We start from the raw sequence: 22,934 nt of genomic DNA on the forward strand, positions 1-22,934 counted from the left end.
AGTTGCAAAAATACACAATTTCTTGCACTTTCATGGTTTAACCTTATGTTTGTAGCATTGTCCAAACCTATATCCCTATGGTATTTCAAACCCATAAAGAATTAAGTACAAAGATTGAGAGTCTTAAAAATGAGAATCTTAAAATCGGATTTGTTCCTACCATGGGAGCTCTTCATGCTGGACATATTTCGTTAATGCAGGAAGCAATGAAATCTAACGACGTTCTCGTTGTGTCTATTTTTGTAAACCCTACCCAGTTTGATAATGCCAGCGATTTAAGTAAGTATCCCAGAACGGTAGAAAATGATATCGATCTTATCTATAAACATTTTGATAAATCCAAGGTAATTATATACACGCCTCACGTTGAGGATATATACGGTAATAGCACAGTCGCAAAATCTTATAAATATGATGGATTAGAGCAGGTAATGGAAGGCGCCAATAGACCAGGTCATTTTGATGGAGTAGGAACTATTCTAGAATTCTTATTTCAAAAAGTACAACCAGATCATGCTTATTTTGGCGAGAAAGACTTTCAACAGTTACAAATAGTCAAGAAACTAGTAGAAAAACTCCATTTACCTATTCAAATCATAGGCTGCCCCATAAAAAGAGAAATGAACGGACTAGCAATGAGTTCTCGCAATGAAAGATTAAGTCCTAAAGCCAGAAAAGAAGCAATTTTCATTATACAATCTCTAGAAAAAGCTAAAGAACATTTCAAAAACCACAGTATTAATGATACTGTTGAAATGGTACAAAAGTTGTATACAGAAAATGAAAATCTAGAATTAGAATATTTTACTATCGCAAGTGAAGAAACTCTAGTCCCTGTAAAACGTAAATACCATAAACACACCTATAGAGCATTTATAGTTGCCCATTTAGAAGGTGTAAGATTAATTGATAATATGCGTTTATCATAATAATGATTTTTAAATAATTACAAATCGTATCTTTGCAACATGTTAATTACAGTAGTAAAATCCAAAATTCACCGAGTTAAAGTAACCGGTGCAGACCTCAATTACATAGGCAGTATCACCATTGATGAAGATTTAATGGATGGTGCAAATATAGTTGAAGGTGAAAAAGTTCAAATCGTTAATAATAATAACGGTAACCGTTTAGAGACCTATGCCATTCCTGGACCGAGAGGTAGCGGAGAAATCACTCTTAATGGAGCAGCAGCAAGAAAAGTTTCTCCTGGTGATGTTCTTATCCTTATTTGTTATGCCCAAATGACGATGGAAGAAGCTCGTGCTTTTAAACCAACACTACTTTTCCCTAATGAAGAGGATAACACCTTATCATAAATCAGCTTGAAAAAAGCATCCCTCAAAGCATTAAAAATAGTATTACCGCTTGCGCTAGGTATATTTTTAATTTATATCTCTTACACTCAGTTTACTGAAAATCAAATTGAAGAGATAAAATCTTATTTGATTGATGCAAACTATAGCTGGATTGTTCTAGGAGTTTCACTATCCTTTTTGAGTCATCTTTCTAGAGCATGGCGATGGAACTATATGCTTAAAGCAATAGGGCATCAACCAGCTTTTCTTACTAATGTGATGGCTATTGGCACAGGCTATGCTATGAATTTAATAATACCTCGCAGTGGTGAAGTAGCTCGTGCAGTTGTTGTAAATAGAGTAGATAACGTACCAGTAGATAAAGCTATAGGTACTATAATAGCAGAGCGTGTTCTCGATTTTATTATTCTATTAATCATCACAGCTACCGCTTTATTAGTGTCAGGCACTGTTATCATTGACTTCTTTAAAGAGCGTTTAAATACTGCTTTCGCGAAAGCGGATTCTTCAACAATTCTTATCTATGGAATAATTGCTCTAATCTTTACCATCGTTGTAGTTGTATTATTTAGATATATAAAACCATTTCAAAAACTAAAAAACTTTATCAGCGGTCTTAAAGATGGGTTTAATACGATATGGACCATGCAGCAAAAATGGCTTTACCTAGCTCACACATTATTTATATGGACCATGTATTTATTAATGTTTTACGTCAGTATTTTTGCACTTCCAGGCACAACTTCTATACCTATTAGCGGAATTTTAAGTGCATTCGTAGCAGGTAGTTTTGCCGTCGCGTTTACAAACGGCGGTTTTGGTGCTTATCCTTACTTTATAGCACAGGTCCTTCTGCTATTTGGCGTGGCAGACACCTTAGGAACGTCACTAGGTTGGATCCTGTGGACCTCACAAACAGTACTAGTTCTAGTTTACGGTATAGTATCATTTGTAATGCTTTCTATAAAAAATAGTGTTTCGGCTAAATAATTGTAAATTCCGTTCCAAAAATTTTCTTACAATGAAACATTTTATAGCTTTCATCATATTGCTATTTACCTGCAATACTCTATTCTCACAAGCTTTTTATAGAGCATATCCTAGCGAAGTGTTAGGTACAGAACGTAATATAAAAGTGCTCAAACCGCGTAATTATGCTGAGAATCCCGAAAAAACATATCCATTAATAGTTGTTCTTGATGGCGATTATCTTTTTGAACCAGTAGCAGGTAATGTCGATTATCTATCCTATTGGGATCAAATACCAGAAAGTTTTGTTTTAGGAATTAACCAGCGTAAAAGTCGTTATGATGAAACCGCAATCAATCGTGAAAGCGGCTTACCAGAAACTCAAAGTGCAGATTTCATGGACTTTATTATGGAGGTCGTGGCAACTATGAAAGAAGAATATCGTATCGCACCTTTTACAGTAATTATAGGTAAAGATGTTACCGCAAATCTAGCTACCTATTTTTTAATGCGCAAAAAAGTTGCTTTTGACGCTTACCTCAATATAGATCCAGATTATTCAACCTTGATAACAGAAAATCTAGTGAGTAAAATTTCACAATTAGAAAGCTATAATTACTACTATGTTGCCACACCAGAAAAGCTAAGCACAACCGATAATATGTTTACCACACAAGTGGACTCATTACTAGAAAATCGTAAAAACGTGCATTTGCTATATGAGAAGATAGAAGGCGTTGATAAATATGGGCTAGGCGCACATGCCATACCACGTGGGCTGAATTATATTTTTGAAGAGTATAAACTTATCGATGAAGACGCCTTAGTAAATACAGCTATAGCGGCTAACATGGCTACAGAAGGTAAAGAAACTAAAAACGCTGCAAACGCTATAGAAACACTAATTGAAAAATACAAATACATAAAAGAAGTTTATGGTATTGACATGAGAGTAAGACTAATAGACATCGTAACTGTAGCAGAGCACCTTATAGACAACAAGAAGTACGATGAACTAATAGATGTCGCAGACCTTGCTATGAAAGAATATCCAGAAAAACTTTATGGTCGCTTTATAGAAGGAATCGGTTATGAAGGAATAGGTAGACCAGAACGCGCCATAAAATCATATAATGCAGCATATGCATTAGAACCTGCCGTAGGAATTACAAAAGATGATGTGCTTGATAAAGTAGAAATGCTTCAGGAAAAAAAATAAATGGCCAAAGTAAAAACAACATGGTTTTGCCAGAATTGTGGCGCTCAACACGCGCGCTGGCAAGGACAATGTACCACGTGTAAAGAATGGAACACACTTGTTGAAGAGGTTGTTCAAAAAGAAAAGAAACCTTCTTGGGATGCTGCTAGCGGCGATACGCTTTCGCGAAAGCGTACTCCACAACCACAACTTATTTCTCAAATAGATGTCACTGAAACACCACGATTAGACACTACTAATGCAGAGTTTAATAGAGTTTTAGGTGGTGGACTAGTGCCTGGTTCTGTAACCTTATTAGGTGGTGAACCTGGAATAGGTAAATCAACCTTACTATTACAAGTCTGCCTTAATTTACCTTATAAAACACTTTATGTAAGCGGTGAAGAAAGTGCACAACAGATTAAAATGAGAGCAGATCGTATCAAGCAAGATCCGACTAATTGCTACATTTTAACTGAAACTAAGACTCAAAATATTTTCCGTCAGATTACAGAAATGCAACCTGAGGTACTTATTATAGATTCTATACAAACTTTACAAACTGAAATCTTAGAAAGTACCGCTGGTAGCGTCTCTCAAATCAGGGAATGTACTAGCGAGCTTATAAAATTTGCCAAAGAGACCAATACACCAGTGCTTTTGATAGGTCATATTACTAAAGATGGTAACATCGCTGGACCTAAAATACTAGAGCACATGGTAGATACGGTATTACAATTTGAAGGCGATCGCAATCATACTTATAGAATTTTACGCGCGTTAAAAAACCGTTTTGGAAGCACACATGAAATCGGTATTTATGAAATGTTGGGTCACGGTTTACGTGAAGTTATCAACCCTAGCGAAATCTTAATATCACAACGCGGAACTAGTTTGAGCGGTACTGCAATCGCAGCCACTATGGAAGGTATGCGTCCTTTAATGATAGAAGTCCAAGCATTAGTGAGTACGGCTGTATATGGAACACCTCAACGTAGTGCTACTGGTTATAACTTAAAGCGTCTCAACATGATTCTAGCCGTGTTAGAAAAAAGAGCTGGCTTTAAACTAGGCCAAAAAGATGTTTTTTTAAACATCACAGGAGGAATCACTGTAGATGACCCAGCGATTGATCTTGCTGTAGTGGCCGCTATTCTTTCATCTAACTTTGATATTGAACTTTCTTCACAACATTGCTTCAGTGCTGAGGTAGGTTTAGGTGGAGAAATAAGACCTGTTTCACGCATGGAACAGCGTGTTAATGAAGCCGCAAAACTAGGATTTGAGAAAGTGTTTATTGCACCGGCAAAACAAAAGTTTAAAGAAGTAGGTACCGATGTACAAGCTTTTTCGAAAATTGAGGATTTAGTTAAATATTTATTTTCATAATTAATAATAAGTATATGTTTTTAAGAATATTATGTTTAATCGCACTAGTCAGTTTTGCATCTTGTAAATCTGCCGATAAGGAAGTTGAAACAGTAAAAACAACCGAGGTTGATAAAACTGACAACGATATTTTACATCTTGAGTCACCTAATGGGACCTATACTAATCTTGCTGCATTACTAGAAGAGCATAAGGGAAAGGTAGTCTATGTGGACTATTGGGCTAGCTGGTGTAAACCATGTCGCGTCATGATGCCAGCATCTGCAAAACTAAAAGAGCGTTATAAAGGTAAAGATGTCGTATTTCTTTACATATCTATTGACACAAAAAGAAATGCCTGGGAAAAAGCAAATCAAGAAGAAGGATTTACTGAGCATAGTTACATTGCTACTAATTATCCTAAAGCAAAAATATTTCAACTTAGAAATGTAAGTAGCATCCCTAGATATATGTTATATGATAAGAACGGCCGCATGATAGATGATAACGCTATGCGTCCCGTACAGCCAAATCTTATAACTGCAATAGACGGTTTACTATCTTTATAGTTTGCAGTTCATCAAAAAATACTGGCTTTATGCAAGTATCCTTATTGCTGTAATAGCTGTAATAGCTGTAATAATTACCTATGCAGTAAAGCCAGCATTGTTTGATTTTATATTAAAACCATCACAACGAACTATTTACGAGCGTAATTTTAAAGATAACCCAGAAAAACTAGGGCGCTGGAACAATCTCTTATCCATAGCTTTAAAGGATAATGTTGTTACGAATAAACACACTGCAGAACGAGTTATATCATCTAATCAAAAACCATTTACTGCAGGCTATCTTATCAACCTACAACTAGGTGAAGTATTAATGAGTACAGTCGACTCACAAGATTCATGGATACTTGAAGCTAGAGATCTAGACGGCGATTTACTTAAAGATGCACAATTACAAAATGACAGTCTGATCTTAAACTATAAATCAGATAAAAATATTAAAGTCCGTATCATTCTTCAGGCAAAACTAGAAACAGAATCCACAACAGATTTTAAAATCTATACCTTACCACAATATGATTTTCCGGTAGCAGGAAAAGGTAATACTGCTATACAAAGTTTCTGGGGCGCTTCAAGAGGTGGCGGCAGTCGCAGTCATGAAGGAAATGATATTTTTGCACCTAAAGGACATCCTGTGGTTGCCATTACTTATGGAACGGTTTCCAGTATAAGAAATCGTGGATTAGGCGGTAAACAGGTTTGGATAAAAGATTATGATAATGGTTATTTACATTATTATGCTCACCTAAATGATTGGATCGTAAATGAAGGCGACATGGTCTGGTCTGGCGACACACTAGGATATGTAGGGAATACAGGAAATGCAAAAAACACACCACCACATTTACATTTTGGAATCTATAAAAACGGTAGTGCTGTAGACCCAAAACCATTTATTTGGAAAACCCAAGTTCCAGAAAACAAGATTTCCTTACCTCAACTCATCAATCCACGTGCAAACGGTTTTGCAGCAAATTTACGTACAGAACCATCAAGCTCTAGTGACATTCTTCAAGATGTAAAAACAGCACCTGTAACCATAATAGGTAATACCGGAAACTGGTATCATGTTAGAACCTCAACCGGTTTAAGCGGCTATATGCATCAAAGCGTATTGGTAGAACAATAATTATAGATTAGTCAACTCTAGTGTTACTTCATAAAGTGGTCTGGATTGCATCTTTGCCTTAAGCCATGCATAGAAACTCATAACAAAAATATCTTCCCTTTCTGCTCCTATCCAGTCAAATGATTTCTCTACCTTGTTATAGAAAGCTTCTGTAGTAACTTGATGTGGCGCATCATAGTATAAACGCAATAACTTGAGATATGACAGTACTCTCACTTCATTCTTATCTTTTAAACGTTTGCGATAACGCTTATTAAAACTATGAATTCTAGACTCTACCAGATCTGGCTGATTGCGTTCTATTAGAATAAGAATTTCTATGATATTGCGTTTTATTACCCAATTGAATCCTGCTCTTTTTTCATAAAAATCATCGCTATGAGAAAGGCTGCGCATGATAAAACTGCACTTCACATAATCTTCTTTTTGAAAATACGCCATTATAGAAGTCAATTCGCTCTCTGGAGTTGGGTGATTGATATGACTTAAAGTCTTCATACCATTTACCAACTCACCAGTATAAATCTCTATTAATGCTTTTAGATGATAATAATCATCACCCATCGTTTTCATGTATTTCCCATTCTCTAATTTTAATTGCGATCCCATTAAACTTAAAAATTCTTGTGCTTTGTCAAAGTTTTTGTTTCTGAAATATGTCATACTCATCAACTTTAAAATAGCTAAGTGATAATATAAATGACGTGTAGCGAGATCTTTCTTAGTATTTACAATATGATAGGCCTCTTCCATAAAGTGTGTTGCGCTGTAATAATCACTTTTTATAGTAGCTGTCTCTACCGCGATGGTCATTAAAGTATATAAAGACTTAAACCCAAAAGCAGCATTTAGCTTAATTCCATAGGTTTTTAAATGACGATCTATCACTTCTTCTACATCTTGATCACCAGTCTGTAAATCTTCTTTTATAGACGCATAGGCAGTCATTAAATGCGCCTCTGCAAGTTGGTTTTTCAAGTTACTCTGGTACTCTTCAACCACTAGATCTAACTGGACTGATGGATTCTTATGAGCATGTTGTAATAAGGTGTGATACATTTCATTAAGTAACGCATATAGCTCAAGTTTACGAGCCTTTTGAATTGCCTTTTTTAGAATTTTAAACCCTAATTTATGAAGGCCTTTCTCAAAAAATATTCTTGAAGCTAGTAGATTTTTTAACAGTTGCATCTCTTCATCGCTTTCTGTTTCTAGACCGTGCGACGCAGTAAAATCTATCAGATTGTCACGCAATCTTTTGGTTAATGCATAAAGTGCATTTTGATTCTCGTCACCATATAATCGGTTTGCCAGATCAGTAGTCACGCCATTTTCTATAAGCTGAAAAAGCTTAATGTTTTTAACGTCAGATCTTCTATTTCTCGCTTTCGCGAAAGCGTAGAAAGCCAACCTTTCTTCATTAGTCATACTATCAATTAGCAAAATAAGCTCTTTCATATCGTAAGAATATATAAATCCAATATACAGTAAATAAATGTATTATATTTTAAATAAATATTCTTAATCATAAGAAAATAAAATATATTGACCCATATCGACTGAACATATATCGCACATTTGTACCATCAAACAATCAAAACAAACAACATGGAAAATCAAACATTTAATCCAGTAAACGTAAAGACTGAAAAGAAAGAAAAAGAGGCATTTAATGGCAAACCTACACCAGCATTTATTGCTGCATCGTGGAGCGCATTGCTTATAGGAATGGTATCCTATTGTATAGGGTTATGGAACGCAGACATGCTTCTTAATGAGAAAGGCTATTATTTTGTCATCTTGCTCTTTGGTCTATTCTCTGTCATATCAGTGCAAAAGGCTGTGAGAGATAAGCAAGAAGGCGTGGCTGTAACAGATATGTATTATGGAATTGCATGGTTTGTAACCATAGCCTCGTTAGTATTACTAGTCATAGGACTATGGAATGCAGACTTACTATTGAGTGAGAAAGGTTTTTACGGGATGTCCTTTGCGCTTAGTTTATTTGCTGCCATCGCGGTACAGAAAAACACGAGAGATGTGAAATTTATAGATGATCAAGAAAAATAAAACAAAACAGGCTTGTGCAGTTGCACAAGCCTGTTTTGATGTTTGTGAAACGGCCTTTTGAAAAAGAGGTCGTTTTTTAATACATGTAATTTATGGTCGTTAATGAAGTGTTAGAATTATTAAAATTCAACTGGACTTCATTTCCTGAAACTTGTAAACTGGAAATATCAAAAGTAAAACTCTTCTCAAAAACTGCGGTACACAGCTCTGTATTAGTAAACTCAAGAATTAGATTTCTTTCTGGCGGACTAGAAAAAGAGACCACATCAGAATCTACAAGATCTAGTGTCCATGACGATCCATCACATCCACTACCACTAATTATTATGGTTAAACAATCACCTGAAAGTGATAATCCTGTTATAGATACATTTTCATTAAGGTTACCGTATCTACTGGCATCTATAATCACGTCTGATGCATTAATACAAACCTGCTGATTAGTATTAATATCTTCATCACCTACATCGCATGACAACAAAGTCACACATAAAATTAAAAGTATTGTATTTATTGATTTCATAATATTGCTTTTAAAGTAGATGCTCATTACTTTAAAAGGTTGCGTTTATTACTTACAATCTCTTTTAATCAATTTCCACCACAACAGGACAGTGATCACTATGCACTGCACTTTGAAGAATTACTGCTCGTTGAATACGATCTTTTAAAGGCTCACTAGCCATATGATAATCTAAACGCCATCCTTTATTACGTGCGCGAGAACCACCACGGTAACTCCACCAACTGTACTGATCTGGCTCATCGTTAAACATTCTAAATGTGTCTATAAAACCACTAGTGACAAATCGATCCATCCACTCACGTTCTTCTGGTAAGAAACCTGAAGTATTTTTCAATCCTTTTGGGTTATGAATATCGATAGCTTTGTGACAGATATTATAATCGCCACAAACAATAAGGTTCGGTCGTTCTTTACGCAGTTCTTTAGAATATTCTAGAAACTCTTCCATGTACTTGAACTTAAAACTTAGTCGATCATCATTTGTACCACTAGGCAAATACATGCTCATGATAGACACATCGCCAAAATCTACTCGTAAATTTCTTCCTTCAAAGTCCATAGACTCTATACCAGTTCCATATTCTACATGATCTGGTTTTGTTTTAGAAATAATAGCCACACCACTATAACCCTTTTTTTGAGCACTATAATAATATTGATATTCATATCCAGCTTCTTTAAAAGCCTCCGTATCTACTTGGTCCTCATTGGCTTTTATTTCTTGCAAGCATAACACGTCTGGATTTGCAGCTTTAAGCCAAGTGATAAAATCTTTTTTCATCGCCGCACGGATTCCGTTGACGTTATAGGAAATGATTTTCATAGGATGTTTAATAATATAATGTATAACCTAAGCCAATGCTTAGCTCATCAAATTGTTGGATTTTATAATAATTTATAAAGGTAGCGATTCGACCAAAATCCTTAGCGATTCTCCCGATATATTGAGTATTTCCATTGAAAAAAGATACAGTAGCAGTAGTACTGAAACCTGACCATAAATAATTATCATAAGTTAATCCAATAGTAGGCGCTAAAAAACTAGTGCTATTCAAACGCATCAATTTACCACCTGCTATTACTCCTAAATTATTAGCGTTCTTAACAACTCCTTCTACACTATAAATAATAGGTTTGAAAGCATCTTGAAATTCAATTTTTTCAAATGATCCTTTAATATTTATAGAATAATTTGGGTCCCATTGGATTTGATATAACTGCATGCCTGCTTGAAAAAAATAGTCTCCATTAAAATTAGTTTGATATTGAATTTGTGTGCTAATTCTAGTGGTGTTTTTAAGTCTATTTAAGTTATTCCAAAAACCTAAGTCTATACCATAAGGATTATTTAAAAGTCCTGAATTTGCCGAAATATTTAGATGTGGTTTGATAGGTAAATTACATCCGTTTTCTTCTAAAATAAAGTCACCATAATCATTTTTATTTGGAAAGGTTTTAAAATAAAGTGTTTCAAAATGCATCGCTAAGATCAAGATTGTTGCACCAGACTTCTCAATACTTATCGCAAAACTACCATAAAAGTCAGTTTGAACTTGATTTGAAGTTCCTTCTTCAAGAATAGTCGCTCCAATAAGCGGTTCTCCGGTTGGATCAATAACTTTCCCAGTTATTACTTGCTGACCAAAAGAAATACCACAAAAGAAAAGAGTAAGAAAAAGGAATTTCATAGGGTAATTTTAAGTCAATACGAAGATAAGCATTGCGTTACTACTAGCCGATTCCGCTATGCAGCGGAATGACAATTAAAAACTCACTATGTAGACTGCGGACTGAAGACTAAAAGACTGTAGACTTACTCCTTATACATCCCAACGATTAACTCGTCCTTATCATTCATAGTCGCTCGATACATTCCTGCAGTGTTAAATTCCATAGATACATTTCCTAGATGATCCAGTGCTACTATTCCGCCAGTTCCACCTAAATCGACAAGTTTTTTCTGGATCACAACATCTGTTGCTTCTTTTAAACTCAAGCCTTTATATTCCATCATCGCACTGATGTCATAAGCGACTTGTGCCCGTATAAAATACTCGCCATGTCCAGTGCTAGAAACACCACAAGTAGCATTGTTTGCATAGGTGCCGCTTCCTATAATGGGTGAATCTCCTATGCGACCGTATTTCTTGTTGGTCATTCCGCCAGTGCTGGTTCCGGCAGCGATATTGCCATTTTTGTCAAGTGCTACACAACCTACGGTGCCATATTTAGAATTTTTGATAAATGGATCTTCCAGTTCTAATAGTGCTACTTTTTTATCGGCAGCTTCTTCTTTTTCGACCTCTCTTTTGAGAACACGTTGCAAGGACTGGAAACGATTCTCTGTAAAGAAATAACTGTTGGGTACGATCTCTATGTTTGGATCATGTAACGCTTTCGCGAAAGCGTCTCCACCACTACCACTCAATAATACATGCTCAGAATGGGTCATGACTTTACGGGCTAGCGAAATAGGGTTTTTAACCGTAGTAATACCTGCGACCGCACCAGCATTAAGTGTTTTTCCATCCATAAAACTAGCGTCAAGTGAGTTGATACCATCGTGTGTAAATACCGCTCCTTTTCCAGAGTTGAATAACGGCGAGTCCTCCATGATGCGTATGCTCGCCTCAACAGCGTCCATAGCATCGCCTCCATTTTTAAGAATATCATGTCCTGCTTTTACAGCTTCTGTGAGTTTATCGTTATACTGTCTTTCCAGCTCTGGTGTCATGTTCTCTTTTTTAATCGTTCCTGCACCACCATGAATCACTATGGCAAATTCACTAGTTTGTTTTTGGGTTTCAGGAATTGCAACTTCTTCAGATTTTGTTGCTGTTTCTTGACAGGCAATTAATACTATAGCAGCTATTAAAAAAAAGATTTTTTTCATGATTTGTAATTTGAGTTACAAGTTACTGAAAAAGCCGTGATGTAGGTAGTTAAGAATTTGTTGAATGTAGTCCGGTACTGATTGTAAAGCCGACCTTAAAACTGTAACTTTATACTTTAAAATAAACTGACATGGCAATTGCAAAACCTTTTAACCTTAACCAGTGGATTGAAGAAAATAGAGACTTTTTAAAACCACCTGTAGGGAATAAGAATTTATATAAAGATGCTGGTGATTATATAGTCATGATCGTTGCTGGACCTAATGCTCGCAAAGATTATCACTATAACGAGACTGAAGAACTTTTCTATCAACTAGAAGGAAACATAGAAGTTCACATTCAAGAAGATGGCGAGAAAAAAACCATGAAGTTAGGTCCTGGTGACATGTACTTGCATCCTGGTAAAGTACCGCATTCTCCTGTACGTCACGAGAATTCTATAGGACTAGTTATTGAGCGCAAACGTACTAGTAAAGATGATGTTGATGGATTACTATGGTTTTGTGATAACTGCAATAACAAGCTACATGAGACATACTTTAAACTAGATAACATAGAGAAGGACTTCTTGCCACGCTTTAAAGAGTTTTACACTAGTGAAGAGTTGCGCACTTGCGATAATTGTGGCACTACTATGGAAATGGATGAGCGATTTGTGGGGTAATGGCAGTTTCTAAATGGAAAATAGCTAAAGTTTTATTACCTATTGTAGTTTTAATAACTGTTGGTATAATAACCAAATCTTGGAGTCCAAAAATAATTGCAGGTGAAAGTTCTATTATTCATTCTGATAAAGTACAGAATGAGATTGCAGATGACAGCTTAGAAGTCACCGCCGAAAATATCATACAAGGTAATTATATTGCTAAAACATATAGTCATTGTGATAGTATCTATAAATCTTTAATTCCTAGAGAAGAGTCGCGCCACGAGCTCATAGATTACATTATTCAAAACGCTATCCAATCAGACTCTACCGGAAGTAATAATCGTTTTTTAACTGCTTTAAAAGAGGAAAACGAAAATTATAATTTACTTGCATTTGACCGACCATTACAAGGAATATATAAGATAAAAGACAAGTCAACTTCAATTATTGCTGATATACATTGGAAAGAGGTTGCAGAGTCTTATATAAAAGAAAGTGCAGAATTAGACCTTATTAAAAAGTATCATCCTAGTATAGATACAATTGTTGAGAGTAATAAAGTTAACTTTTTTTCTGATGTTCTCGCATCAGAATTTAAAAATATAGAACAAACTATTTATACGTTTTCAAATATTGAAAAGAAAATTAGCTCTATTAATGAGTTAGGTTTATATAAAGATGAATGTCTTGAATACACCAATTATACTTTTAAAAAACAGGATTCAACTTTATTGATAGGCAGTCGTTATAATATAGATTTAGAATTTGAAACTTTTAATTCTATAGACACTTTATTAAATAACATAAAACTAGATGGTTGTAAAGATTGCCCAGATGGTTTAGAAAACATGAAAACCTTTGCTAAACTCAAAGGAGTTGATAACATGTATTTTACATATTCAAATTATGTAAAGAAAAAGGGTTTACCCCATTTACCATCAAGAGCATTAATCTATGTTAATAATGAAAAAGTAAAGTTTTTATGGATTCATGAAGTAGATCTTTTTGGTTGTGCTTGTTTGTAAAGCAACTTAATTCTATAAACAACAAAAACCCCAAGCTCGCACTTGGGGTTTTTTATTCTTAAAATGTAGTTAGGGATTACATTTTAGGAAGTAGTACTGCGTCCACTACGTGGATTACTCCATTAGATTGGTTAACGTCTGCTATCGTTACGGTAGCCATTCCACCATTTGCGTCTGTGATTACTACTTTACCATCTTTAATGGTTAAAGTTAGATCAGATCCAGCTACAGTTGTTACTACTGCTTTACCGTTATTCTTTTTGATTAAAGCGATTACATCTGCAGCGCTAAATTTTCCAGCGATTACATGATAAGTAAGCACGCCTGTTAATGCTTTTTTATTTTCTGGCTTCAATAACGTATCTACTGTTCCTGCTGGTAAAGCATCAAATGCTGCGTTAGTAGGTGCAAAAACCGTGAAAGATCCTTCACTAGATAATGTTTCTACAAGGTCTGCCGCTTTAACTGCTGCAACAAGAGTGGTGTGATCTTTTGAGTTTACTGCATTCTCTACGATGTTTTTAGAAGGATACATCTCAGCTCCACCTACCATTACCGTTTTTTCTTTTTTCATCATTCCGTCTTGGGCAACAGAGTTCTGACCGATAAATAGGGCTACAGCTACGAGCGTAAGGCTCAAAAATTTTGACTTTTTCATAGTTTTTTTGTTTTAGTTAATGTGTTATACTGCTTGATATACTGCGTTAGTGTCGATTTGGTTTTTCAACTAACGCGTTTTAACTCAGTATTAACCTAAAACAGCTCATTTTAAGAGAGTTTGGGAAAACCAGTGAAAATTAGGCAACTGGATAAGGTCCAGCTTTTAAACTATGTAATTTAATTCAACAAGATGCCTTTTTGCCCCATTATAGGTACATCTTCAAAATTATCTTCTTTAATAGTATGCGGTGCAGCGGTAAAGGTTTTATCATAAAGTTTATTGTCCTTAAAATAGGTCAATATAATTTCATTTGTAAATGAAAAAACCTCTTCCATGATAAGCTCTACTTTAATGGCGCTTTTTGCAGCCACTACAGGAAACGCTTGCCTAAAGGTAGTCGTCTTGCGCCCATCACTATGCTTACCACGACTCATGACCATTACAGATTCAATAGCTTCTTTACTATTATTAATGAGGTAAATATTCCAATCATTTGAAGAGAAGTCCTCATTCCATTCTTTCATTATGGCAATGTGAACGTCGTTTACTTCTGGTATAATGATGTCTTTTTTCATGACTATTTTAATCGTTTTTCAATCGTTACTATAAGTTGATCTATAGTTTCCTGCTCATTCAAAATTGCTGTACTTATAAATATATCTAATCCAGAGTTTGTACCAAATCCATCATTGTAATCTTGCACAGCATCACTAATACTTAAAACAACTGGGAACTTGTACTTAGGCAACCACTTAGACCAGTATTGTTTTGCAAACTCGTCTTTATGTAGAAATTCTAATTGTAAATTAGGGTTCGTATCAAGCAAGTTTTTGCGGAAGCGTGACCATTTCTCATTTTCTTTAAAAACGCCATAAGTGAGATCGCACAGTTTGCAATCATAGGTGTCTGGACTCACTATTTTATGTGCACTATCTAGTAACGAGTTAATTTTACCAGAGTTTGCGTTGTACACAAAAATAAGTTTAGTAATCACTTTTTAAATGGTACTAGAAAATTGTTTTAAGAAACGCACATCGTTTTCAAAAAACATGCGAATATCACCTATACCGTATAACAACATCGCAATACGTTCCACACCCATTCCAAAGGCAAAACCACTATATTCCTCTGGATCAATTCCACAGTTAGTAAGCACCGCAGGATCTACCATACCACATCCACCTATCTCTAACCATCCAGTACCTTTAGTAATCCTATAATCCGTCTCGTTTTCAAGACCCCAATAAATGTCAATCTCTGCACTAGGCTCTGTAAACGGGAAATATGATGGTCGCAATCTGATTTTAGACTTACCAAACATCTCTTGAGTAAAATGTAAAAGCGTCTGTTTCATGTCTGCAAAACTCACATCCTTATCAATATAAAGACCTTCTACTTGATGAAAAATACAGTGTGCGCGAGCACTTATAGCCTCATTACGGAAAACGCGACCTGGAGATATCGTTCTAATCGGCGGTTTATTATTTTCCATATAACGCACTTGCACACTAGAGGTGTGCGTTCTCAATAACACATCTGGATTAGTCTGTATAAAGAACGTGTCTTGCATATCACGTGCTGGATGATGTTCTGGTAAGTTTAATGCGGTAAAATTGTGCCAGTCATCTTCAATTTCTGGACCTTCACTCACATTAAAGCCTATACGTGAAAACACCTCTATAATTTGATTCTTAACCAGCGATATAGGATGGCGTGCACCTATCTCCATAGGATAACCTGTACGCGTTAAGTCTCCATAGACACCAGCTTCTTCTTGCTTGGATTCTATAGATTCCTTTAGGGCATTTACCTTATCAGTCGCTTTTTGCTTGAGCTCATTAATCGCCTGGCCAAAATCTTTCTTTTGCTCATTAGGCACTTCTCTAAATGCAGCAAAAAAGTCATTTAATAAACCTTTTTTACCTAGATATTCAATTCTAAAAGCCTCAATAGCTTCTTTAGAATCTGCCTTAAAACTTTTTACTTTCTCAATATGTTCCTTAACTCGGTCCAGCATGGTGTATATTATATGGTTGCAAATTTAGTTATTTTAGTACGGAAACTAACCAGTAGAAACAGCAATATAGCCGTTAACAGATTTGTAATGATTTTAAATAACACGCTTTCGCGAAAGCGTAATTCCTCAAAATTATACACTTAGCCATCAACGATTCATTTTCTTAATAACTAGTTGCCGGTAGCGCTTGATGGTTTTGATTATTTTTTTAGGTTTGTCATATGCAAATCGCTACTTACATATCAGACTTATTATATCGCCACGAGTGTGTGGTGCTGCCAGGTTATGGTGCGTTTATATCGCGCCGTGTACCAGCCCAACATTTTGCGAGCAGTCATACCATCTATCCACCTAAAAAAGGACTGAGCTTTAATGCTCAAATCCAGCAAAACGATGGATTATTAGTAAATTATGTAGCGACTGTAGAATCTATTCCATATCAACAAGCGGTACAAGAAGTGCGCAATTATGTGCGATTTTTAGATCACGAACTAGATACCAATGGAGTAGTAACGATCCATAAAATAGGCCGTTTTACACGTAATGATGAACAATCATTACAGTTTACGCCTATGTATTTAGTGAATTATCTTCCAGAGGCTTTTGGGCTTACTGCACATGAAACCTATGCAGTGGATAGAACACCTGTAGAAACTAAGATTCCAGTTCCTGCAGCGGCAACTATAGAATTACCACCGGTTCAAAAAGAAGAAATTGAAGAAACTCCAGTAGTTCCTTTACACGTTCCTGCGGCAAGTAAAACACCATGGTTGCGTTATGCAGCGATAGGAGCAGTATTAATAGGATTGAGCTATGTAGGTTTTGATACCTACACCACTCAAGAAGCTCAGAACGATATTGCAGTTCAAGAAATGGCAGATGAAGAATTTACTCGCGAAATTCAAGAGGCTACCTTTATGATAAGCAATCCGTTGCCTAGTATAGAGCTAGAAGTTGCGCCTGTAGTTAAAAATTATCATATTGTTGCTGGCGCTTTTAGAGATCCTGCAAATGCTGATAAAAAAGTAGCACAACTTAAACGTAATGGCTATGATTCACAACGTATAGGTGTGAACAAGTATGGGTTACATAATGTGGCTTTCTCTAGTCATGCAGATCGTAATGACGCGATTAACGAATTGTATCGTTTAAGAAAGCAAGGCTTTACAGGTGCCTGGTTACTTACTGGTTCTCTTTCTAAATAAGATTTCATTTTATAACGTTTGACTTTAAAATCTTAGATGATTTTAAATAGTGCACAGATTGATATCTCATCACTTTATCTAGCATTAAAGGCACATCCTTTGAACTAAGATGAAAACAGATTCTTAAGTCTATTTTCACTAACTTCATCTCATGAAGTACATTCCTTTAAATCTAGAAACAGACCGATTGAGATTTCGCTTGATTACAAAAAGCGATTTTGAAACATGGCTACCCTTTTTCAGTCCTGACTTGAATCGGCATTTTCTTTTTTTAGATGCAGATAAAACAGCACTTGAATTATGTGCATTTTGGTTTGAAAAATGCTTGTTGCGATATGAAGAAAATCGTGGCGGACTTAATGCGCTTATTGATAAAACAACAGGTAAAATGATAGGTCAGTGCGGCATTCTTGTACAACACATAGATGGTGAACCACGTCTAGAAGTAGGTTATTCGATACTGCCAGGTCACCGCAACAAAGGATATGCTACTGAGGCTGCTGTTGCTGCAAAAAATTATGCCTTTGAACATAAAATGGACCTAGACTTTAACCATACTGTTGTTTCCATGCTTCATATAGATAATCACGGATCGGAAAAAGTAGCTATAGCAAACGGAATGACATTAGAAAAAACTTTTACTGATTTTGGCGATAACCGTTTTCACGTTTATAGTCAATCTAGGAAAGAATGGTTGAAAACCAAATAAGGGTATCATGACTTTAAAAGCGCGATTCATAAATCTAACTTCTTCATATATAAACGAGAATGAATCCATTGAACTTCTTTGGAATGAACTTGAGTCTCACTACACAGAATCTCATAGAACCTATCATAATCTGACTCATCTCGAAGAATTATTTGAATATTACGACACCTATAAAAAAGAGCTAGAAAAACCAGACTTAGTGGCGTTTGCTATTTTTTATCATGATATTATCTACGGCATTTGGAATAAAAAGAACGAAGAAGATAGTGCAGAAAAAGCATTAAACGTACTTAATAAAACAGCTCTTTCTGTTAACGACCTGACGACAATAGAGTCACATATATTAGCTACTAAAACACACAACGCATTTTTAAAAGACACGCAATGGATGATAGATTTTGATCTAGCTATCCTAGGAAGTCCAATAGCGCGATACAATCTTTATTCTCAGTTAATAAGAAAAGAATATCGCAAAGTACCTACATTTCTTTATAAAAAAGGACGTAAAAAGATGCTCAAACACTTTTTAGAAAAGCCTTTTATTTATTCTACATCTACATTTAAAATATTGTACGAAAAACAAGCGAAAAAAAATCTTCAAGCAGAATTAAATAGTTTATAAATAAAACTCCATCTATTTTTTATTCTTACTATGTAAAGCACAATTACCTCACTCACGTTAAATTATCCTTAGCATTTGTGACATTTTGTTAGAATAGAAATGGTACACCTTACCTTTGCAAAAAATTATTAAAATGGAAGCCAAAACGCCTTCACAATCTTTTACCACTGTTACAGATATGGTTTTGCCTAGTGAGACCAACCCATTGAATAATCTATTTGGTGGTGAGTTACTAGCACGTATGGACCGTGCGGCCAGTATTGCCGCGAGAAGACACTCCAGACGTATCGTTGTAACAGCATCTGTAAATCATGTCGCGTTTAATAGAATGGTGCCATTAGGAAGTGTTGTAACAATAGAGGCTAAGGTTTCAAGAGCATTTACATCATCTATGGAAGTTCATATGAACGTATGGATAGAAGATCGTGAGAGTGGTGAAAAAACCCAAGCAAACGAGGCTATATACACCTTTGTTGCTGTGGATGAAACAGGTCGTCCAGTACAAGTACCAGCTATATTACCAGAAACCGAGGATGAGAAATCAAAATACGATGCCGCATTGCGTCGCAAGCAATTGAGTCTAGTTCTTGCAGGTAAAATGAAAGCAAAGGACGCTACAGAATTGAAAGCATTGTTTGAGTAGTAAATCAGGTTATTAAAACCTCAATAACCACCCAGCAGGATCAACTGTGTGGCTATCTTCCATAAGTACGAAACGTAGCTCTGTTACACCAGAATTGTCTGTAAAAACAGTTCCTATAATGTCTTGCGTTTTAATTTGATCACCTTTTTGTACGACAACACTTTTTAAGTTACCATAGACAGACGTGTAATTACCATGTCTTATATAAACAGATAAAATACCGTTTGCTGCCTTTTGCACTCTTACCACTTCACCAGTAAAAATTGCTTTTGCTGGTGAGTTAGATGGCGCTTGAAATCGCAATCCATTGGAAGCAATTTTAATTCCGGCAAGTACAGGATGCGGTTGATCACCATATTTTCTTGAGATGATAAATTCATCTACTGGATAGGGCAATTTTCCCTTGTTAGACTTAAAGTTATTTGCGAGTACTTTTGCCTCTGGTGATAAATAAAACTTTCCTTTTACCGCACCGGTTTTACCTTTATTAGACGCTGCGATATCGGCCTCAATCAGCTTTTGAATTTGTCTATTAATTATCGCACGTTCTTTACTGGCTTCTCTTATCTCTTTAGAGTATTTCTTCTCGTCTTGTTTTACAACAGCTAGTAAATTCTCTTGCTCTTGCTTATCTTTTTGTAATGCAATACGTTGTTGTTTATTAATTTTTAAAACCTCTTGCTTTTGCTTTTTTTCTTCTTGCAGGTCTTTATTAATCTGTTCTAGTCGCATGGATTTAGCAGTGATTTCATCTGCCTGCTTTTTACGATAATCTGCATATGATTTTAAGTACTGTACTCTTTTGTATGCCTGTAAAAAATCTTCAGATGATAGTAAGAACATTAATCTACTTTGCTCATTTTTTGATTTATATGCTTTGACAATCATGCGAGCATATTCTTCTTTTTGAGTTTTGATTTCTTTTTTGAGCTTGGTATTCTCGTCCGTATTTTTCTTAATACTGCGCGTGATTAAATTAGCCTGTTTATTTGTAATGTTTATTAATTCTTGGGTGCTGGCTATTTTTTTGTCGATAGTCTCCACGAGCAATACCATCGTTTTACTTTCTTTCTTAACATTAGAAAGTAACCTTGAGAACTGATTGATTTCGGCCTGTATCCTTGCCTTTTTAGCTTCTAGCTGTGCTTTTTCTGACTGCGCTTTCGCGAAAGCGAAACTCAAAAACAAAATCGTAAATAACAAACTCTTTCTTCCCATTATAGATTCATGGGTTTGCTATTAGACGGAATTGAAAATGGAAATGATAGGTCCTGATTGAACTCTATATTTTTAAATTCTAATATGACTTGAGAAAGACGTTTACCACGTTTTGCATCGACTTTTACCTCTAGCGGAATAATGCGCTTGTCCACTACCTGATAGTCTGGATAAGTAATGACTAGAAAACTGTCATCTGCAGGTTTTCTTATAGATTGCTGGCTTAATTTAAAGTCTGATGGACGTAATTTAAATAGCTTTTCAATAAGCTGTCCTTGTTTAAATTGATACTGATTATCAACGATAGAGAAATCATGAGGCTGTAACGATTCAACTGCCTGGCCTAATAATAAATCCTCCAGCTGTTGATATTCTAGTGGCTCACCTAAAAAGTCACTTATTAATGAAAAATCACCATCAAAGGATCTTCCTTTTAGTTTTTCATAAAACTGTACACGATCTGGAGTAATATAAATTTTTGCTGCTGTAAAGCCTAGGAACTTTGCACTCATCCAGATTTGTTTTCCTTTTTCAATACGTAAATCTACCGTCACATTACGCGATTGCTTCTCGTCTTTATAACTTACAGAAAGTCTGGATTTCATAGTTTTAAAGTCTGTGCGAGCAGCTGTATGAGCCTTTACTACACTTGCCTTTTTTGCGGTAGCACTAGCGTTATTTGCAGCTTTTTGTACACTACCACAACTTGTAATAACTAACGCAAGAAAGATGTATATAATTCTGTATGCTTTCATTTATAACTTTTTAGAAAGTTCTTGAGCTTTGGCTCTCATTTTAGAAGCACGAGCTGTGTCTCCTTTTTTATCATAAGAGATAGCGAGCTGCTGGTACATATCCTGCTCTAATTTAAATTCATCTAGTAAATAGCTTTGTCCCAATTCTATAATTTCAATAGCCTTATCTGGAGTATTTAAACTATTATGAGCCACACCATTTAATAAATAGAATAACGGCTGTGCTGGGAATTTTTCTATGGCAGTATTTGTTACCGCTAGCGTTTTATTATAATCTTTAATATCAATACTTAATAAAGCTATGCTCTTTATAATATCAATATCATTTCCATCTAGCTCAAGACCTTTTTCATAAAAAGCAATAGCTTGTATAGGGTCCTTTTTCTTAAGATAAAAATCACCCATGGCACGATAAGCATTAGGATCTTCAATATCATCAGATAACCAATCGATCGCTTGGTTTACTGCTTTCTCTAGTTCTACACGACCGTCTGACATACTTATGAAGTCTTGTAGAACCTTCATTTTAGTTTCTCGATCAATCTTATTTGATGTCAATACTTTTTCTAAACTAGCCACGCCTTCTTCTATACGATCGTTTTTAAAGTATATTTTATAAAGGGCCAAATGGGCAGCATCACTATCTGGTAAATTACGCTCAAAATCTTGAGCTACTTCAAAAACAGCATCCTGATCTCCATTGCGACTATGCATGTAAATTAAGTTTATATAGGCTTGTTCATTTTTAGGATTCTTTGCGATTTCTGCCTCTAATGACTCTATATTATTTTCATTACGTACTTCTTGTTGCTGTCTACTTTCGAGACTGCGACGTAGAGCATTCCTGCGTGGATCATCGTTACCTTGTCGAGCATCTATATCCTTAAGGGATTTTAAAGCTTTATCATACTGGCCAGTACGGTAATATAAGGTTGGTAAAAACTCAACATAGTTATCATTGATTTTTACTAGTTGTTCCATTACTGGAACTGCTTTATCATATTGCTTTTGCTCATCATATATGTCAAAAAGCATATCGAGCATCCACTCATTGTTACCAGATAGTTCTATTCCTTTTCTAACAGATTTTTCTGCTTTATTAAAATCCTTATTTGCAAAATGATTTTTTGCTAGTTCAAATTGTACTGCTCCAGAAGTAGGTTCATTTTTTGCACAGTTTTCTAACAATACTATGGCTCGATCATGATTCCCTTTAGCTTTTTCTGCAAGAGCGTTAAAAAATGCATCTTTAAAACCATTAGAAACGTCACCTAGATCATCTTGATTCACTTCTACTGCTTCTACTTCTTCTTGAGCATATGTAGTCGTGCTCCAGGATAGGGCAGTAGCTATCAAAATAATTGATAAGTGTTTTTTCATTCTGTTTT

At 35.4% G+C, this 22,934-nt stretch carries 26 protein-coding genes; 14 read left to right on the forward strand and 12 right to left on the reverse strand.

The window, feature by feature from the left end; translation table 11 throughout:
• The first annotated feature begins 77 nt into the window (after nt 1–77).
• The 7 genes from panC to R1T42_RS11270 are packed head-to-tail and all read left to right on the forward strand — an operon-like array spanning nt 78 to nt 6,552.
• Nucleotides 78–929 carry a pantoate--beta-alanine ligase gene (panC, locus tag R1T42_RS11240; RefSeq protein WP_317290389.1) on the forward strand — a complete coding sequence of 284 codons (852 nt, stop codon included), beginning with the start codon at nt 78–80 and terminating at the stop codon, nt 927–929.
• Nucleotides 930–968: 39 nt separating this feature from the next.
• Nucleotides 969–1,319 carry an aspartate 1-decarboxylase gene (panD, locus tag R1T42_RS11245; protein ID WP_006796326.1) on the forward strand — a complete coding sequence of 117 codons (351 nt, stop codon included), beginning with the start codon at nt 969–971 and terminating at the stop codon, nt 1,317–1,319.
• Nucleotides 1,320–1,325: 6 nt separating this feature from the next.
• Nucleotides 1,326–2,309 (forward strand): lysylphosphatidylglycerol synthase transmembrane domain-containing protein, encoded by a 984-nt coding sequence (locus tag R1T42_RS11250; RefSeq protein WP_317290390.1) that lies wholly within the window; start codon nt 1,326–1,328, stop codon nt 2,307–2,309.
• A 31-nt stretch (nt 2,310–2,340) separates the two neighbouring features.
• The gene (locus tag R1T42_RS11255) at nt 2,341–3,507 is read left to right on the forward strand and encodes an alpha/beta hydrolase (protein WP_042294171.1); all 1,167 of its coding nucleotides are present in this window, start codon (nt 2,341–2,343) and stop codon (nt 3,505–3,507) included.
• Entirely contained in the window at nt 3,508–4,875 is a 1,368-nt protein-coding gene (radA, locus tag R1T42_RS11260; protein WP_042286710.1) for a DNA repair protein RadA, read from the forward strand. It abuts the gene before it with no gap.
• A 14-nt stretch (nt 4,876–4,889) separates the two neighbouring features.
• On the forward strand, nt 4,890–5,423 hold the full coding sequence (locus R1T42_RS11265; protein ID WP_317290391.1) for a TlpA family protein disulfide reductase: 534 nt from the start codon (nt 4,890–4,892) through the stop codon (nt 5,421–5,423).
• 1 nt (nt 5,424) lies between these two features.
• A complete protein-coding gene (locus tag R1T42_RS11270; protein ID WP_317290392.1) occupies nt 5,425–6,552 on the forward strand; it encodes a M23 family metallopeptidase in 1,128 nt (375 codons plus the stop codon).
• Here the strand turns inward: R1T42_RS11270 and R1T42_RS11275 are convergent, their stop codons facing one another.
• The gene (locus R1T42_RS11275; RefSeq protein WP_317290393.1) at nt 6,553–8,010 is read right to left on the reverse strand and encodes a hypothetical protein; all 1,458 of its coding nucleotides are present in this window, start codon (nt 8,008–8,010) and stop codon (nt 6,553–6,555) included.
• Between the two features lie 150 nt (nt 8,011–8,160).
• On the opposite strand from R1T42_RS11275, the gene yiaA reads away from it, so the two are divergent.
• Nucleotides 8,161–8,622, forward strand: a complete 462-nt coding sequence (yiaA, locus tag R1T42_RS11280; RefSeq protein ID WP_006796333.1) for an inner membrane protein YiaA — start codon at nt 8,161–8,163, stop codon at nt 8,620–8,622.
• A 76-nt stretch (nt 8,623–8,698) separates the two neighbouring features.
• Here the strand turns inward: yiaA and R1T42_RS11285 are convergent, their stop codons facing one another.
• The 4 genes from R1T42_RS11285 to R1T42_RS11300 all read right to left on the reverse strand — a co-directional run bounded on the left by R1T42_RS11285 (nt 8,699) and on the right by R1T42_RS11300 (nt 12,041).
• Nucleotides 8,699–9,145: a hypothetical protein gene (locus R1T42_RS11285; protein WP_036583528.1), complete on the reverse strand. Its 447-nt coding sequence runs from the start codon at nt 9,143–9,145 to the stop codon at nt 8,699–8,701.
• Between the two features lie 64 nt (nt 9,146–9,209).
• Entirely contained in the window at nt 9,210–9,971 is a 762-nt protein-coding gene (locus R1T42_RS11290; RefSeq protein ID WP_317290394.1) for an exodeoxyribonuclease III, read from the reverse strand.
• A gap of 7 nt (nt 9,972–9,978) precedes the next feature.
• Nucleotides 9,979–10,836, reverse strand: coding sequence for a carboxypeptidase-like regulatory domain-containing protein (locus R1T42_RS11295; RefSeq protein WP_317290395.1), 858 nt, complete (start codon nt 10,834–10,836; stop codon nt 9,979–9,981).
• A 125-nt stretch (nt 10,837–10,961) separates the two neighbouring features.
• On the reverse strand, nt 10,962–12,041 hold the full coding sequence (locus R1T42_RS11300; protein WP_317290396.1) for an isoaspartyl peptidase/L-asparaginase family protein: 1,080 nt from the start codon (nt 12,039–12,041) through the stop codon (nt 10,962–10,964).
• Between the two features lie 131 nt (nt 12,042–12,172).
• Between R1T42_RS11300 and R1T42_RS11305 the strand changes: the two genes are divergently transcribed.
• Nucleotides 12,173–12,706, forward strand: a complete 534-nt coding sequence (locus tag R1T42_RS11305) for a 3-hydroxyanthranilate 3,4-dioxygenase (protein WP_317290397.1) — start codon at nt 12,173–12,175, stop codon at nt 12,704–12,706.
• Nucleotides 12,706–13,716 (forward strand): hypothetical protein, encoded by a 1,011-nt coding sequence (locus R1T42_RS11310; RefSeq protein ID WP_317290398.1) that lies wholly within the window; start codon nt 12,706–12,708, stop codon nt 13,714–13,716. The genes R1T42_RS11305 and R1T42_RS11310 overlap by 1 nt, the downstream gene beginning before the upstream one ends.
• A 76-nt stretch (nt 13,717–13,792) precedes the next feature.
• On the opposite strand, the gene R1T42_RS11315 is transcribed toward R1T42_RS11310, so the two are convergent.
• The 4 genes from R1T42_RS11315 to pheS form a co-directional block, all read right to left on the reverse strand.
• Nucleotides 13,793–14,374, reverse strand: coding sequence for a fasciclin domain-containing protein (locus R1T42_RS11315; RefSeq protein WP_317290399.1), 582 nt, complete (start codon nt 14,372–14,374; stop codon nt 13,793–13,795).
• 179 nt (nt 14,375–14,553) lie between these two features.
• Nucleotides 14,554–14,952 (reverse strand): hypothetical protein, encoded by a 399-nt coding sequence (locus tag R1T42_RS11320; RefSeq protein WP_036583515.1) that lies wholly within the window; start codon nt 14,950–14,952, stop codon nt 14,554–14,556.
• Nucleotides 14,953–14,954: 2 nt separating this feature from the next.
• Nucleotides 14,955–15,350 carry a GTPase gene (locus R1T42_RS11325; RefSeq protein WP_317290400.1) on the reverse strand — a complete coding sequence of 132 codons (396 nt, stop codon included), beginning with the start codon at nt 15,348–15,350 and terminating at the stop codon, nt 14,955–14,957.
• Nucleotides 15,351–15,374: 24 nt separating this feature from the next.
• On the reverse strand, nt 15,375–16,394 hold the full coding sequence (gene pheS / locus R1T42_RS11330; protein WP_317290401.1) for a phenylalanine--tRNA ligase subunit alpha: 1,020 nt from the start codon (nt 16,392–16,394) through the stop codon (nt 15,375–15,377).
• A gap of 221 nt (nt 16,395–16,615) precedes the next feature.
• On the opposite strand from pheS, the gene R1T42_RS11335 reads away from it, so the two are divergent.
• From R1T42_RS11335 to R1T42_RS11350, 4 genes are all read left to right on the forward strand, one after another.
• A complete protein-coding gene (locus R1T42_RS11335) occupies nt 16,616–17,599 on the forward strand; it encodes an HU domain-containing protein (RefSeq protein WP_042269129.1) in 984 nt (327 codons plus the stop codon).
• A gap of 151 nt (nt 17,600–17,750) precedes the next feature.
• Nucleotides 17,751–18,308 (forward strand): GNAT family N-acetyltransferase, encoded by a 558-nt coding sequence (locus tag R1T42_RS11340; protein ID WP_317290402.1) that lies wholly within the window; start codon nt 17,751–17,753, stop codon nt 18,306–18,308.
• A 7-nt stretch (nt 18,309–18,315) separates the two neighbouring features.
• A complete protein-coding gene (locus R1T42_RS11345; RefSeq protein WP_317290403.1) occupies nt 18,316–18,930 on the forward strand; it encodes an HD domain-containing protein in 615 nt (204 codons plus the stop codon).
• 133 nt (nt 18,931–19,063) lie between these two features.
• Nucleotides 19,064–19,573 carry an acyl-CoA thioesterase gene (locus R1T42_RS11350; RefSeq protein ID WP_036585250.1) on the forward strand — a complete coding sequence of 170 codons (510 nt, stop codon included), beginning with the start codon at nt 19,064–19,066 and terminating at the stop codon, nt 19,571–19,573.
• Between the two features lie 12 nt (nt 19,574–19,585).
• On the opposite strand, the gene R1T42_RS11355 is transcribed toward R1T42_RS11350, so the two are convergent.
• The 3 genes from R1T42_RS11355 to R1T42_RS11365 are packed head-to-tail and all read right to left on the reverse strand — an operon-like array spanning nt 19,586 to nt 22,926.
• Nucleotides 19,586–20,791 (reverse strand): murein hydrolase activator EnvC family protein, encoded by a 1,206-nt coding sequence (locus R1T42_RS11355; RefSeq protein ID WP_317290404.1) that lies wholly within the window; start codon nt 20,789–20,791, stop codon nt 19,586–19,588.
• Nucleotides 20,791–21,546, reverse strand: coding sequence for a DUF4292 domain-containing protein (locus R1T42_RS11360; protein ID WP_036583498.1), 756 nt, complete (start codon nt 21,544–21,546; stop codon nt 20,791–20,793). The genes R1T42_RS11355 and R1T42_RS11360 overlap by 1 nt, the downstream gene beginning before the upstream one ends.
• On the reverse strand, nt 21,547–22,926 hold the full coding sequence (locus R1T42_RS11365; RefSeq protein ID WP_317290405.1) for a tetratricopeptide repeat protein: 1,380 nt from the start codon (nt 22,924–22,926) through the stop codon (nt 21,547–21,549).
• Between the last annotated feature and the right edge of the window lie 8 nt (nt 22,927–22,934).

Source organism: Nonlabens ulvanivorans (assembly GCF_032922765.1).
In the GTDB taxonomy this organism is placed as follows: domain Bacteria; phylum Bacteroidota; class Bacteroidia; order Flavobacteriales; family Flavobacteriaceae; genus Nonlabens; species Nonlabens ulvanivorans.